We start from the raw sequence: 13,376 nt of genomic DNA on the forward strand, positions 1-13,376 counted from the left end.
GGCACCCCCATGTCCGACTGCCTCGCACAGGACGGCTTGACGTGGCGGCGCAGCAGCCGCAGCACGGGAATGAACAACTGCGTCGAGGCGGCCCGGCTGCCCGACGACACACTCGCCGTACGGGACTCGAAGAACGTCGCGCGTCCGGCGCTGCGCTTCTCCCCGGCAGCCTGGTCGCAATTCCTCGGCGTCCTCGGCGCGCTCCACGAAGGGAGCGTCAACTGACCGGCGCGGTCCCGGTGATCGTGGCAATCGCCGATTCGACCTGTTGATCCGTCAGATCGGCCCGTGCCGTGAGCCTGATCCTGGAGATGCCGTCCGGCACCGACGGCGGCCGGAAGCAGCCCACGACAAGCCCGGCGGTACGGCAGTCGGCGGCCCAGCGCAGAGCGGCCTCCGGTGACGGCGCCCGCACGGAGACGACGGCCGCGTCCGGGCGTGCGGCGGTCAGACCGGCGTCCGTCAGTCTGCGGTGCAGCGTCCCGGCGACCGCGCGGGCCCGGCCGGCCAGCTCGGGTTCGCGGCCCAGCAGCCGCAGGCTCGCCAGGGCGGCTCCCGCCGCGGCCGGAGCCAGGCCCGTGTCGAAGATGAAGGTGCGCGCGGTGTTGATCAGGTGGTCGATGACCCGGGCCGGGCCGAGGACCGCCCCGCCCTGGCTGCCGAGGGATTTGGACAGGGTCATCGTGGCGACGACGCCACTGTGGCCCGCGATACATGCGGCGTCCAGCGCTCCGCGGCCGCCTTCGCCGAGTACGCCAAGACCGTGCGCGTCGTCGACGAGCAGCGCGGCACCGTACTCCCCGCAGGCTTCGGCGAGGCCGGGCAGTGGCGCGGCGTCGCCGTCCACCGAGAAGACCGAGTCGGTGACCGCGAGGGCCCGCTGCCCGCAGTGCGCGTCGAGTGTCTTGCGTACGGCATCGACATCGGCGTGCGTCACGACCGCGGTCTCCGCGCGGGAGAGCCGGCAGCCGTCGACGATCGAGGCGTGGTTGCCCGCGTCGGAAACGATCAGTGAGCCGCGGCCGCTCAGCGCGGTCACGGCGGCGAGGTTGGCGGCATACCCGGAGGACAGGACGAGGGCGGCCTCGAATCCGCAGAAGGCAGCCAGTTCACGCTCGAGCTCGGCATGGAGCGCGGTGCTGCCCGTGACCAGCCGGGAGCCGGTGGCCCCCGCGCCCCAGCGGCGGGCGGCCTCGGCCGCCGCCTCGGTGACCTCGGGGCGGCGGGTCAGACCCAGATAGTCGTTGCTGGCGAGATCCAGCAGCTCGGAGTCCGCCACGCGCGGCCGGAGCGTACGCACGAGGCCGGCGCGCTCACGGCGGCGCGACTCGTCGTCGATCCACTCGAAAGGATCCTGGGGCATGGTGGTCCGGTCCTTTTGTAGGCAGCGCACAGACCCTAACCGGAGCGGCTCCAGGAAACGGATGTGGCCATGCACACACCTCAAACATGCTCTGTTGTGGAGTTCCTCCTTGGCCGAGGCGTGTGCCGTACGTCAGGATCTGGGCCATGGACCTGCTGAACACGCTGGTGGAGAAGGGGCTGCGGCGCGAGCTGCCGACCCGTGAAGAAGCGCTCGCCGTTCTGGCGACCTCCGACGACGATCTGCTCGAAGTGGTGGCCGCGGCCGGAAAGGTGCGCCGTCAGTGGTTCGGGCGACGGGTGAAACTGAACTATCTCGTCAATCTGAAGTCGGGGCTGTGCCCCGAGGACTGCTCGTACTGCTCGCAGCGGCTCGGGTCCAAGGCGGAGATCCTCAAGTACACCTGGCTGAAGCCCGACGAGGCCTCACAGGCGGCGGCAGCCGGTGTCGCCGGGGGCGCGAAGCGGGTCTGCCTGGTCGCGAGCGGCCGTGGCCCGACGGACCGGGATGTCGACCGGGTCTCGAAGACCATCGAGGCGATCAAGGAGCAGAACGAGGGCGTCGAGGTCTGCGCCTGTCTCGGGCTGCTCTCCGACGGACAGGCGGAGCGGCTGCGGGACGCGGGCGCCGACGCGTACAACCACAACCTCAATACGTCCGAGGGGACATACGGGGACATCACCACCACCCACACGTACGCCGACCGGGTGGACACGGTGCACCAGGCGCAGGCCGCGGGTCTGTCCGCGTGCTCCGGGCTGATCGCGGGCATGGGCGAGAGCGACGCGGACCTGGTCGACGTCGTCTTCTCACTGCGCGAGCTCGATCCGGACTCGGTGCCGGTCAACTTCCTGATTCCCTTCGAGGGCACGCCGCTGGCCAAGGAGTGGAACCTCACCCCGCAGCGCTGCCTGCGGATTCTCGCGATGACGCGATTCGTCTGCCCGGACGTCGAGGTACGGCTCGCGGGCGGCCGCGAGGTGCATCTGCGCTCGATGCAGCCGCTGGCGCTGAACCTGGTCAACTCGATCTTCCTCGGCGACTATCTGACCAGCGAGGGCCAGGCGGGCAAGACCGACCTCGACATGATCGCGGACGCGGGCTTCGAGGTGGAGGGCACGGACACGACGACGCTGCCGGAGCACCGGGGCGGGGGCTGCGCGTCGGTGTGCGGGGGCGGTGACGCCGCTGCCACCGGCACTCCGGCGGAGACCTCGCCCGAGGTCCCGGCAGCGCGTACGGATCTGGTCGCGGTACGCCGCCGGGGCGCCGGCACGGATCTCGCGCCCAATGCCTGAGTCCGCCTACGACGCCCGCGAGCTGCTGGCGCTGGACCGGGCCCATGTCTGGCATCCGTACGGCCCCATGCCGGGCCGTACGGACCCGCTGATCGTGGAGTCCGCGTCCGGCGTACGGCTGCGACTGGCCGAACCGGTGCACGGGCAGCGCGAGTTGATCGACGGCATGTCGTCCTGGTGGTCGGCGATCCACGGCTACAACCACCCGGTCCTCAACGAGGCGGCGCACGGCCAGCTGGAGCGGATGAGCCATGTGATGTTCGGCGGGCTCACCCATGAGCCCGCCGTGCGGCTGGCCACCCGGCTGGTCGAGATCACGCCCGGGCCACTGCGGCATGTCTTCCTCTGCGACTCTGGCTCCGTCTCGGTCGAGGTCGCGGTCAAGATGTGCCTGCAGTACTGGCGCTCGACCGGCCGTCCGGCCAAGCAGAGGCTGCTGACCTGGCGCGGCGGCTACCACGGGGACACCTGGCAGCCGATGTCCGTGTGCGACCCCGAGGGTGGGATGCACGGGCTGTGGTCGGGGGTGCTGCCGCGGCAGATCTTCGCGGAGGCGCCGCCGGCGCAGTTCGAGGAGTCGTACGCGGCGGACCTGCGGGAACTTGTCGCGCGGCACGCGGACGAGCTCGCCGCGGTGATCGTGGAGCCGGTGGTGCAGGGCGCGGGCGGGATGCGGTTCCACTCCCCCGAGTATCTGCGGGTGCTGCGGGAGGCCTGCGACGAGCACGGGGTGCTGCTGATCTTCGACGAGATCGCGACGGGGTTCGGACGCACGGGTGCGCTGTTCGCGGCTGAGCACGCCGGGGTCTCGCCGGATGTGATGTGCCTGGGCAAAGCGCTGACCGGCGGCTATCTCACGATGGCGGCGACGCTGTGCACCTCGCGGGTGGCCGAGGGCATCTCACAGGGCGAGGTCCCGGTCCTGGCGCACGGCCCGACGTTCATGGGCAACCCGCTGGCCTCGGCAGTCGCGTGCGCGTCGATCGACCTGCTGCTCGGCCAGGACTGGCAGCAGGAGGTCAAACGGCTTGAGTCAGGCCTGCGGGACGGGCTGGCCGGGGCCGAGGCGCTGCCGGGCGTGAAGGAAGTGCGCGTGCTGGGCGCGATCGGCGTCGTACAGCTCGACCACGAGGTGGACATGGCGGCGGCGACGGAGGCGGCGGTACGGGAGGGCGTGTGGCTGCGGCCGTTCCGCGACTTGCTGTACACGATGCCGCCGTATGTGACGGGCGACGGGGATGTGGCGCGGGTGTGCGGGGCGGTACTGGCGGCGGCGCGGGCGGGCTGAGCGAGGACTGTTGCCTTCCTCTGCCCGCCCTTCCCTTCCCCCGTTCGCTCCGGCGGACAGCTCCGCTCCCGGGGGCGGGGGCCATGTGCCTCACCGCGCACACGAACACAGAAAGGTCAGTGAACAGCAATGTCAGTCATCGTCGTCACCGGGACCGGGACCGAGGTCGGGAAGACCGTCGTCACGGCCGCCGTTGCCGCGGCGGCACGGGCGCAAGGGCGGTCCGTTGCCGTCGTCAAGCCTGCGCAGACCGGGGTCGGGGCCGGCGAGGCCGGTGACGTGGATGAGGTGATGCGGCTGGCAGGGGATGTCGAGGGCGTCGAGCTCGCGCGGTTCCCCGAGCCTCTCGCGCCCGCGACCGCCGCACTGCGGGTGGGGATGGAGCCGGTAAGGCCCGAGCAGGTCGTCGAGGCCGTCGAGAAGCTGGCCGGCGCGCACGATCTCGTCATCGTGGAGGGCGCAGGCGGGCTGCTCGTGCGGTTCGACGACGACGGCGCGACCCTCGCCGATGTCGCCCGGCTGCTCGGCGCGCCCGTGCTGGTCGTCGTGCCCGCCGGGCTGGGAACGCTCAACACCACCGCGCTGACCGCCGAGGCTCTGCGCGCGCGGGAGTTGGAGCAGCTCGGCGTGGTGATCGGGAGCTGGCCCGCCGAGCCCGACCTGGCTGCCCGGTGCAATCTCGCCGACCTGCCCGAGGCTGCCGGCGGGCCCCTGCTCGGTGCGGTGCCCCAGGGGGTGGGCGCGCTGGCTCCCACCGAGTTCCGGGCGCGGGCGGCGAGTTGGCTCGCGCCACGCCTCGGTGGATCCTGGAACGCCGACGCGTTCGGCGCCGCCGTACGCTGACCGCCGTACGGGCACGGATCGGCGAGATCGTCTCCGGCTGCCATGACCCGGCGCGACCCGTACGCTTCCGGGCGGCGCTGCCGGGCGGCGATCCGGCCGACCGCGGCGCCGACCGGTCGTACACCGGTCCGCCCGGTCTCGTAAGGGCGGCCGCCATCCCGCGCGTCCCCGAGGGCAAGGCCGTCAGAGAACTGTCTGCGGCTCGAGCGGCTGACTGACGCCGTACCGGGGGAGAATGGCGGTGTGACCGGCTCGCCCGTCCCAAGGAGGCCCGCGATGCGTGTGCGCAGCACCAATGTGCCCCGGGACGCCGTCCACCATCCGGTTTTCGCGCGTGTCTACGCCAGATTCAGTGTGCCGGCGGACATCAGAGCGGGAGTCGCCACCTACCGCCGTGAGCTGCTGTCCGGTCTCTCGGGCCGGGTGATCGAGATCGGCGCGGGCAACGGTCTGAACTTCGCGCACTATCCGTCGGCCGTCTCCGAGGTGGTGGCGATCGAACCCGAGCGCACCTTGCGGAAGTTGGCGGTGGACGCCGGGCAGCGGGCCGATGTCCCGGTGGATGTGGTGCCGGGCGCGGCCGAGGCACTGCCGGTCAAGAGCGAAGCTTTCGACGCGGCCGTGGTCTCCCTGGTGCTGTGCTCCGTACGGGATGTACGGCGGGCGCTCTCCGAGATCAGACGGGTCCTGCGGCCCGGTGGTGAGCTGAGGTTCTTCGAGCACGGGCTGGCCGACGGCCGGACCATGGCGAAGACCCAGCGCGCCCTGGACCGTACCGTCTGGCCGCTGTTCTTCGGCGGGTGTCACACCGCGCGGGACACCATCGCCGAGATCGAGGCCGCCGGCTTCGATCTCGGGGTGTACCGCAGGCTACGGGTGCCGGAGAAGGGGCCGATGACGCCCGCTTCCCCCTGCGTCCTCGGCGTGGCGAGGCGGCCCGGTGATTGAGCCAGGCCGGGTCAGGCGCTCACCCGCTCCACTGCCGCAGCTCGCCGGCGATGGTCCTGACGTCCGCCTTGCCCTGCTTGACCAGCTGTGCCAGGTCCCGCACCTGCTCCGCCGAGGTCACCACCTTGAGCCCGCTGGCGACGAGATACCCGTAGGCGACGGCCGAGGCGAACATGGCATTGGAGTGCTCGAGCGCGGGCACATGGAGCAGCAGCTGGAGCAGCGCGGCGGCCCTGGCATACGGGTCGCTGTAGACGGCGATACCGAATATCTCCGCCTCATGACGGCTGACAGCGGCGACGAGCGCACCCCAGTCGGTGACCTGTGGATCGCCGGGGGTCTTGTGCTCGGCGACCATGAGCAGCCAGGCGAGGTCGATCGACAGGTTCAACGCTTGCCTTCGCGGCCGGTGCCCGTGCCCTTGCCCTTGCCCGTACTCGCGCCTTTACCGGCGTCTTCGCCCGTACCGAACTCGCCGAACTCCTCCGCGAACACGGACTCGTACTGCTTCATGAAATCGGCCGCCGCCTCGACAAAGGTACGTCCCACCTCGCCCGCGTCCTGCTTGACGAGTTCCTCGATGTAGCGGTTCACGCTCATCCCGCGCTGAAGGGCCCGCTGGCGCGCTGCCTCGGCGGTGGTCTCATCCACGCGTACGTTCAACTGAGTTTTCGCCACACCTCACGCTAGCGCCAGGGCGCTAGCAACGACAAGGGGTCCGTCAAGTGCCCCTTACACGGACCCTGAGGACCAAACCTCCGAGGGATACCGACACCCGCACACCCCCCTCTACTCTCGCCTCCTGTACGGGAGTCGGAGCGCCACAAGCCGGGAGGCAGCCTTGTCCACATCTGCCACTGCACCCACCCACGACCACACCGCGGATCTGCCGCTCGCCGCCCGGGCGCGGGCTCTGACCAAGGCGTACGGCACGGGCGAGACGACCGTGCGCGCCCTGGACGCGGTCGATGTCGACATCGCGCGCGGCCGGTTCACCGCCGTCATGGGCCCGTCCGGCTCCGGCAAGTCCACGCTGATGCACTGCCTGGCCGGCCTCGATACCGTCTCGGCCGGTCAGGTCTGGCTGGGCGAAACGGAGATCACCGGCCTGAAGGAGCGTGAACTCACCCGGCTGCGCAGGGACCGGATCGGCTTTATGTTCCAGGCGTTCAATCTGCTGCCCACCCTCACCGCCGCCGAGAACATCACCCTCCCCATGGATATCGCCGGGCGCAAACCCGACCGCCAGTGGGTGGATCAGGTCATCGACACACTCGGGCTGCGGGACCGCCTCAAGCACCGGCCTGCCGAGCTCTCCGGCGGGCAGCAGCAGCGGGTGGCCTGTGCCCGCGCGCTCGCCTCCCGCCCCGAGCTGATCTTCGCGGACGAACCGACCGGCAATCTCGACTCGCGCGCGGGCGCCGAGGTGCTCGCCTTCCTGCGCGAGGCCGTCGACCGGCTGGACCAGACGGTGGTGATGGTGACGCACGATCCCGGCGCCGCCGCCCATTCGGATCTGGTGCTGTTCCTCGCGGACGGACGGATCGTGGATGTCATGCCGGATCCGACCGCCGAGGCGGTGCTGGAGCGCATGCGCCTCTTCTCCGGGGGATCCCCGCAGACCCCGGGCCCCGACGCCCTGCGCAAGAGCTGAGGCCACGATGCTGAAGGCGACGCTGCGGAGTTTCTTCGCACACAAGGGGCGGCTGCTGCTGTCGGCACTGGCGGTACTCCTGTCGGTGGCCTTCGTCAGCGGCAGTCTGATCTTCTCGGACACCGTCTCCCGTACCTTCGACCGGCTCTTCGCCTCCACATCGGCGGATGTGACCGTCGCGGCGAAGGAGGGCCTCGACGAGCGCCTGCCGACCGGAGTCGTACGGACGGTCCCGGCCGGGCTCGCGGACCGTATCGGCTCGGTCGACGGAGTCAGGGCCACCCACATCGACGCGGCCGTGGAGAACATCACCGTTGTCGACTCCACGAACAAGGCGGTCGGTCCGACGACCGGCGCACCCACCATCGCCACCAACTGGTACGTCACCGAACGCAGTCCGGTGAAGCTGACCAGTGGGCGCGAGCCGAAGGGGCCGGGCGAGGCGCTGCTCGACAAGGACACCGCCGACAAGAAGAAGGTACGCATCGGGGACACCCTCACGGTGCTCGCACAGCCCGGCTCCTTCAAGGTCGAAATCGTCGGCATCGCGACCTTCACCACCACCAACCCCGGCGCCGCCCTGGTCTTCCTGGACACTCCGACGGCCCAGACCAAACTGCTGGGCAAGGCCGGGGTGGCCTCCTCGCTCTCGGTGGACGCCGAGGACGGGGTGAGCGACGCGACGCTCAAGCAGCGGATCGCGGCCGAGCTGGGTGATGCCTACGAGCTCAAGACCGCGGACGAGCAGGCCAAGTCGGCCGCCGCGCAACTCGGCGGATTCCTCGATGTCATCAAGTGGGTGATGCTCGGCTTCGCCGGTGTCGCGGTCCTCGTCGGCATCTTCCTGATCGTCAACACCTTCTCCATGCTGATCGCGCAGCGCACCCGTGAGCTGGGTCTGCTGCGGGCGCTCGGCGCCGACCGCCGCCAGGTGCGCCGGTCGGTCCTCACCGAGGCGCTGCTGCTCGGGCTGGTCGGCTCGACGCTCGGACTGGCCGCCGGGATCGGGCTCGCGGCAGGGCTGATCGAGCTGATGGGTCTGCTCGGGATGAATCTGAGCGCCGCCGAGATGGTGGTGGGCGTGGCGACGCCGGTGTCCGCGTACGCGGTCGGCGTGGGTGTCACCTTCGTGGCCGCGTATCTGCCGGCCCGGCGGGCGGCCCGGGTCTCCCCCATGGCCGCGCTCGCGGATGCGGAAGTCGCCGGTGTGGGGCGGCCGTTGAGGGTCCGGGCCATCGTGGGGACGGTGGTCGCCGCGGCGGGCGCGGCCGCGCTCGCCGGATGCGCGGTGAGCGAGCGGACCGCCACCGCGTCCTCGCTGCTGGGGCTCGGCGTGGTGCTGACCCTGATCGCCACGGTGGTTGCGGGGCCGCTGCTGGTACGGCCGGTGATCCGGGTGCTGGGCGGCGCGTTCCCCAAGATCTTCGGATCGGTCGGCCGGATGAGCCAGCGCAACGCGCTGCGCAATCCGCGGCGTACCGGCGCCACCGCCGCCGCGCTGATGGTGGGCCTTGCGCTGGTGGGCGGGCTCTCGATCGCCAGCGCCTCGATGACCAAGTCCTTCGACGACCAGATCGACAAGACGCTGGGTGCCGACTTCGTCGTGCAGAACAGCAACTTCATGCCGTTCCCGCAGGAGATCACGGAGAAAGTGCAGGGCGTCGAAAGCGCGGGCACGGTCGTTCGGCAGCGCTTCGCGCCGGTCGCGCTGATTCTTCCGGACGGGAAGCGGTTGGAGTCGACAGCGTCGGGCTACGACCCGCAGCTGGACGACGCTGCCAGGATCACCTACGCGAGCGGGGACACGGCCGCCGCGCTGGCACCGGGCAGAATCGCCATGGACCGGGAGTACGCGGCGGCCCACCGGGTGCGTATCGGGTCCGTGCTGCCGGCCGAGTTCCCCGGCGGGCAGAAGGCCCGGCTGAGCGTCGGGGCGCTCACCGACATGGACCAGAGCGGCGGCCCCGGAATGGAGGGCGGCCTGTTCATGGGGCTCTCCACCGTGGAGAAGTACCTGCCGGGCGGGCAGGACGCCGCGCTGTACGTCAACGCCGCGAGCGGCAGCGACGCGAAGGAACTGCGCAAGGGCCTGGAAACGGCGCTCGACCGCTATCCGCAGGTACAGGTCAGGGATCAGGCCGACTACAAGGAGCTGATCCGGCAGCAGATCGCCGTGATGCTGTATCTGGTGTATGCGCTGCTGGGTCTGGCGATCGTCATCGCGGTGCTGGGTGTGGTCAACACCCTCGCGCTCTCGGTGGTGGAGCGGACCCGCGAGATCGGGCTGCTGCGCGCCATCGGGCTCTCCCGGGTCCAGCTTCGACGGATGATCCGGCTGGAGTCCGTGGTGATCGCGGTCTTCGGAGCATTGCTCGGGCTGGTGCTGGGCATGGTGTGGGGCGTTTCGATACAGCAAGTGCTGGCACTGGAGGGACTGAAGGCGTTCGCCGTGCCGTGGGGCACGGTCGTGGCGGTCGTGATCGGCTCGGTGGTGGTCGGGCTCGCGGCGGCGGTGCTGCCGGCTCTGCGCGCCTCGCGGATGAATGTGCTGGCCGCCATCGCGCACGAGTAGGCAGCTTCTGGAGGGGAGTCACCCACCTCGCCGTCCTCGACCCGTATCCGGGGGACGTCCGGCCCGGTGACCGGAGAATTGCGGAGGTGACCGGCGGCAACCGGCCGGCGGCATCGCGGCGACCCGTCGCGAACGCCGAAAGCCGGTGACAGGCCCGCACCTGCCGTGCTTGGCTCCGGCCCATGAACGACGTGCATATCCGCACCGCGGCGGCGGACGAAGCGCAGACCATCCTCGCCTTCTGGAAGGAGGCGGCGGAGGGCACGAGCATCACGGACGACGTGGAGGGGCTCACCCGGCTCATCGAGCGCGACCCGGAGGCACTGATCCTGGCGGAGTCCGACGGCGCGCTGGTCGGCTCGGTGATCGCCGGGTACGACGGCTGGCGCTGTTCGCTGTACCGGCTGGCCGTGCTGCCCTCCCACCGCCGCCGGGGAATCTCGACGGCACTGCTCGAAGCGGCCGAGGAGCGTTTCCTGGCCGTGGGCGGCAGGCGCGGCGACGCCATGGTGCTGGAGGCGAACGAGCGTGCCCGGGGGGCGTGGGCCGCGGCCGGCTACCACCGCGAGGACCACTGGCGCCGCTGGGTGAAGCCGTTCGCGTAGCCGGTCGTCACCGTGCCGAGCCACTTTGCCGGTCCTTTACCATGGGTGAACCATTCACCCCCGTACGAAAGGTGTGAGCGTCCGTCCATGGGCGAGCCTCCCAGTAGCCGACATCGCGCGTTCATCCTGCCCCTGCCCGATCATGGGACGGAGGTGAACCGATGACCGAAGTGCTCCTGCTCCTCGTGGCGGTGCTGCTCTCGCTCGCCTGTGGAGCCTTCGTCGCGGCGGAGTTCTCCCTCACCACGGTCGAACGCGGCGACCTCGAAGGGGCCGTCGAGCGCGGCGAGCGGGGGGCGGCGAGCGCCCTCAGGGCCGTACGCAGCCTCACCTTCCAGCTCTCCGGCGCCCAGCTCGGCATCACCGTCACCAACCTGGTCGTCGGCATGCTCTCCGAGCCGTCGATCGCCAGGCTGATCCGCGGACCGCTGGAGGCAATCGGCTTCTCCCCCTCCGTGGCCTCGTCGGCGGCCCTGGTCATCGGTACCGCGCTGTCCACCATCGTGCTGATGGTCGTCGGCGAACTGGTCCCGAAGAACTGGGCCATCTCGTCGCCGCTCGCTGTTGCGAAGGTGGTGGCCACCCCGCAGCGGGTCTTCACCGCCGCCTTCAAGCCCTTCATCAGCCATCTCAACAACACCGCCAACCGCATCCTGCGCCGGCTCGGCATGGAGCCGACCGAAGAGCTGGCCTCCGCCCGCAGCCCGCAGGAACTGGTCGCCCTGGCCCGTCACTCCGCCAAGGAGGGAGCGCTGGAGGCGGACACCGCCGAGCTGTTCGTACGCACCCTCAAGCTGGCCGAGCTGACCGCCGAGAACGTGATGACCCCCAGGGTCCAGGTCACGGCCCTCGAAGTGCAGGCCACCGCCGAGGACGTCGCCAATGCCACACGCGCGACCGGCCTGTCCCGCTTCCCGGTCTACCGGGGCAACCTGGACACCGTCGTCGGCATAGCGCACATCAAGGACGTCCTTGCGGTTCCGGCCGAAGAGCGTATTCGTCACCCCGTCTCCGAGCTGATGCGTGAGCCGCTGCTGGTGCCCGAGTCGCTGACGGTGGACCGGCTGCTGGACCGGCTGTCCGGCAAGAACACGATGGCCGTCGTCATCGACGAGTACGGCGGCACGGCCGGTGTGGTGACACTGGAGGACATCGTCGAGGAGGTCGTCGGCGAAGTGCGCGACGAGCACGATCCGCACGAGACGCCGGACCTGGCTCCGGCGGGCGAGGACGAGGACGGGCGCGCGCTCTGGTCGGCGGACGGCGCGGCGCGCACCGACCAGCTGGAGCGGGTCGGACTCCGGGTGCCGGAAGGACCGTACGAGACCCTCGCCGGCCTGATCGCCACCAAACTGGGGCGCATCCCCAAGGAGGGCGACCGGATCGAACTCGAGGACTGGCGGCTCGATGTCGTCGACGCCTCCGGGCGGCGGGCGGCGCGGGTGCTGATGCACGCGCCGCTCCCGTCGGACGACGACGCCCAGGAGGCCGGACGATGACCGCGATCCAGCTCCTCATCGGCTTGCTGACCCTGGTGGTCAACGCCTTCTTCGTCGGCGCGGAGTTCGCCCTGATCTCCGTGCGCCGCAGCCAGGTCGAGCCGGAGGCGGAGGCCGGGGACCGGCGGGCGCGCAGCGTCATCTGGGGTCTCGAACATGTCTCGGCCCTGCTGGCGGCCGCTCAGCTCGGCATCACGCTCTGCACCCTGGTACTCGGTATCGTCGCCGAGCCCGCCATCGCGAATCTGCTGGAGCCGGTGTTCAACGCGGTGGGTGTGCCGCACGGCCTGATCCACCCGATCTCGTTCGTGATCGCGCTGACCCTGGCGACGTATCTGCACATGCTCCTCGGCGAGATGGTGCCGAAGAACATCGCACTGGCCGAGCCCAAGCGCACCGCGCTGCTGCTCGGCCCGCCGCTCGTCACGCTGGCCCGGACACTGCGCCCGGTGATCTTCACCGTCAACGCCTTCGCCAACGGTCTGCTCAAACTCTTGCGGGTCGAGGCGAAGGGGGAGGTGGCCGCCACCTACTCGGACGACGAACTGGCGCGGCTGGTGCGCGACGCCGGCGATGCCGGGCTGCTCGACGACCGCTCGGCCGAACGGCTGCGCGATGCGCTGGAGCTCGGGCGCAGGCCGGTGCGGGACGTCGTGGTGCCGGTGGAGCGGGTCGTGTACGCCCTGGTCGGGACCACGCCCGAGCAGCTGGAGCGGCTGGCGGCGGAATCCGGGTTCTCCCGCTTCCCGGTGGTGGACTCGGGCAACCGGATCCTTGGCTATCTCCATGTGAAGGACGCTCTGGACGCCGCTCCGCGCGATGTTCCGTTCCCGGTCACGGCGATGCGGCCGATCGCGCGGGTGCGCGCGACGACGCCGCTCGACGATGTACTGACCGCGATGCGTCGCAGCCGTACCCACCTGGCGGCCGTCGTCGACGAGAGCGGCAGGCCCGAGGGCCTGGTGACGATGGAGGACGTACTGCGCGAGCTGGTAGGCCGGCCCCGCTAGCGCGCCTCTGTGGTGGTGGCGGCCCGTTCCGTGGTCTCGGTGAGACCCGGGCCGGGCCGTCCCGCTTTGGCGGCGCCGATCGCGGTAAGGACGGCGAGGAGGGTGGCCAGGCCCGCCGTGGCGAGGGCGTCGAGCCAGTCGACGTCGAAGAGGTTCGTCGCGCCTGCCATCAGGACTGCGCCGAAGGACTGGGCGAAGGTGCGGACGGCGCGTTCCGCCGTGGCCTTCCAGAAGTCTGAGGTGAACATGCTCTGGCACATACTGCGGAACGCGCCGTACCGACAGCCCTCGCGGCA

Annotated in this window: 14 protein-coding genes; 10 read left to right on the forward strand and 4 right to left on the reverse strand. The window is 70.6% G+C overall.

The annotated features are described in order from the left end of the window. Positions 1–9 precede the first annotated feature (9 nt). Complete coding sequence (locus OG966_RS06060; protein WP_326648382.1) at positions 10–225, forward strand: DUF397 domain-containing protein; 216 nt, start codon at positions 10–12, stop codon at positions 223–225. On the opposite strand, the gene OG966_RS06065 is transcribed toward OG966_RS06060, so the two are convergent. Further along, positions 218–1,363: an 8-amino-7-oxononanoate synthase gene (locus OG966_RS06065; protein WP_326648384.1), complete on the reverse strand. Its 1,146-nt coding sequence runs from the start codon at positions 1,361–1,363 to the stop codon at positions 218–220. The genes OG966_RS06060 and OG966_RS06065 overlap by 8 nt on opposite strands. Before the next feature lie 146 nt (positions 1,364–1,509). Between OG966_RS06065 and bioB the strand changes: the two genes are divergently transcribed. The 4 genes from bioB to OG966_RS06085 all read left to right on the forward strand — a co-directional run bounded on the left by bioB (position 1,510) and on the right by OG966_RS06085 (position 5,740). Continuing rightward, entirely contained in the window at positions 1,510–2,661 is a 1,152-nt protein-coding gene (bioB, locus tag OG966_RS06070) for a biotin synthase BioB (protein ID WP_326648386.1), read from the forward strand. Beyond that, positions 2,654–3,949 carry an adenosylmethionine--8-amino-7-oxononanoate transaminase gene (locus OG966_RS06075; RefSeq protein WP_326648388.1) on the forward strand — a complete coding sequence of 432 codons (1,296 nt, stop codon included), beginning with the start codon at positions 2,654–2,656 and terminating at the stop codon, positions 3,947–3,949. The genes bioB and OG966_RS06075 overlap by 8 nt, the downstream gene beginning before the upstream one ends. Positions 3,950–4,078: 129 nt before the next feature. Next, positions 4,079–4,792 carry a dethiobiotin synthase gene (bioD, locus tag OG966_RS06080; protein WP_326648389.1) on the forward strand — a complete coding sequence of 238 codons (714 nt, stop codon included), beginning with the start codon at positions 4,079–4,081 and terminating at the stop codon, positions 4,790–4,792. Positions 4,793–5,068: 276 nt separating this feature from the next. Then, complete coding sequence (locus OG966_RS06085; protein ID WP_326648390.1) at positions 5,069–5,740, forward strand: class I SAM-dependent methyltransferase; 672 nt, start codon at positions 5,069–5,071, stop codon at positions 5,738–5,740. A 19-nt stretch (positions 5,741–5,759) separates the two neighbouring features. On the opposite strand, the gene OG966_RS06090 is transcribed toward OG966_RS06085, so the two are convergent. Together OG966_RS06090 and OG966_RS06095 are read right to left on the reverse strand one after the other, a co-directional pair. Beyond that, the gene (locus OG966_RS06090; protein WP_326648391.1) at positions 5,760–6,131 is read right to left on the reverse strand and encodes a fic family toxin-antitoxin system, toxin component; all 372 of its coding nucleotides are present in this window, start codon (positions 6,129–6,131) and stop codon (positions 5,760–5,762) included. Then, a complete protein-coding gene (locus OG966_RS06095; RefSeq protein WP_326648392.1) occupies positions 6,128–6,418 on the reverse strand; it encodes an antitoxin in 291 nt (96 codons plus the stop codon). The genes OG966_RS06090 and OG966_RS06095 overlap by 4 nt, the downstream gene beginning before the upstream one ends. Positions 6,419–6,581: 163 nt before the next feature. Here OG966_RS06095 and OG966_RS06100 point away from each other — a divergent pair, with 163 nt between their 5' ends. The 5 genes from OG966_RS06100 to OG966_RS06120 all read left to right on the forward strand — a co-directional run bounded on the left by OG966_RS06100 (position 6,582) and on the right by OG966_RS06120 (position 13,080). After that, the gene (locus tag OG966_RS06100; protein WP_326648393.1) at positions 6,582–7,394 is read left to right on the forward strand and encodes an ABC transporter ATP-binding protein; all 813 of its coding nucleotides are present in this window, start codon (positions 6,582–6,584) and stop codon (positions 7,392–7,394) included. 7 nt (positions 7,395–7,401) lie between these two features. Beyond that, entirely contained in the window at positions 7,402–9,966 is a 2,565-nt protein-coding gene (locus tag OG966_RS06105; protein WP_326648394.1) for an ABC transporter permease, read from the forward strand. A 182-nt stretch (positions 9,967–10,148) separates the two neighbouring features. Continuing rightward, entirely contained in the window at positions 10,149–10,571 is a 423-nt protein-coding gene (locus OG966_RS06110) for a GNAT family N-acetyltransferase (RefSeq protein ID WP_326648395.1), read from the forward strand. Positions 10,572–10,732: 161 nt separating this feature from the next. Further along, complete coding sequence (locus OG966_RS06115; RefSeq protein WP_326648397.1) at positions 10,733–12,070, forward strand: hemolysin family protein; 1,338 nt, start codon at positions 10,733–10,735, stop codon at positions 12,068–12,070. Then, positions 12,067–13,080: a hemolysin family protein gene (locus OG966_RS06120; protein WP_326648399.1), complete on the forward strand. Its 1,014-nt coding sequence runs from the start codon at positions 12,067–12,069 to the stop codon at positions 13,078–13,080. Before OG966_RS06115 ends, OG966_RS06120 begins: the two co-directional genes overlap by 4 nt. On the opposite strand, the gene OG966_RS06125 is transcribed toward OG966_RS06120, so the two are convergent. Beyond that, positions 13,077–13,328, reverse strand: a complete 252-nt coding sequence (locus tag OG966_RS06125; protein ID WP_326648400.1) for a holin — start codon at positions 13,326–13,328, stop codon at positions 13,077–13,079. The genes OG966_RS06120 and OG966_RS06125 overlap by 4 nt on opposite strands. Positions 13,329–13,376: the final 48 nt, after the last annotated feature.

Origin of the sequence: Streptomyces sp. NBC_01750 (genome assembly GCF_035918095.1) — a bacterium.
GTDB lineage: Bacteria > Actinomycetota > Actinomycetes > Streptomycetales > Streptomycetaceae > Streptomyces.

Excerpts from the sequence above, each read along its gene's own strand:
- OG966_RS06120 (WP_326648399.1), top strand. The coding sequence starts at position 12,067 with ATGACCGCGATCCAGCTCCTCATCGGCTTGCTGACCCTGGTGGTCAAC.
- OG966_RS06110 (WP_326648395.1), top strand. The coding sequence starts at position 10,149 with ATGAACGACGTGCATATCCGCACCGCGGCGGCGGACGAAGCGCAGACC.
- bioD (WP_326648389.1), top strand. The coding sequence starts at position 4,079 with ATGTCAGTCATCGTCGTCACCGGGACCGGGACCGAGGTCGGGAAGACC.
- OG966_RS06060 (WP_326648382.1), top strand. The coding sequence starts at position 10 with ATGTCCGACTGCCTCGCACAGGACGGCTTGACGTGGCGGCGCAGCAGC.
- OG966_RS06125 (WP_326648400.1), bottom strand. The coding sequence starts at position 13,328 with ATGTTCACCTCAGACTTCTGGAAGGCCACGGCGGAACGCGCCGTCCGC.
- OG966_RS06115 (WP_326648397.1), top strand. The coding sequence starts at position 10,733 with ATGACCGAAGTGCTCCTGCTCCTCGTGGCGGTGCTGCTCTCGCTCGCC.
- OG966_RS06105 (WP_326648394.1), top strand. The coding sequence starts at position 7,402 with ATGCTGAAGGCGACGCTGCGGAGTTTCTTCGCACACAAGGGGCGGCTG.
- OG966_RS06065 (WP_326648384.1), bottom strand. The coding sequence starts at position 1,363 with ATGCCCCAGGATCCTTTCGAGTGGATCGACGACGAGTCGCGCCGCCGT.
- bioB (WP_326648386.1), top strand. The coding sequence starts at position 1,510 with ATGGACCTGCTGAACACGCTGGTGGAGAAGGGGCTGCGGCGCGAGCTG.
- OG966_RS06075 (WP_326648388.1), top strand. The coding sequence starts at position 2,654 with ATGCCTGAGTCCGCCTACGACGCCCGCGAGCTGCTGGCGCTGGACCGG.
- OG966_RS06085 (WP_326648390.1), top strand. The coding sequence starts at position 5,069 with ATGCGTGTGCGCAGCACCAATGTGCCCCGGGACGCCGTCCACCATCCG.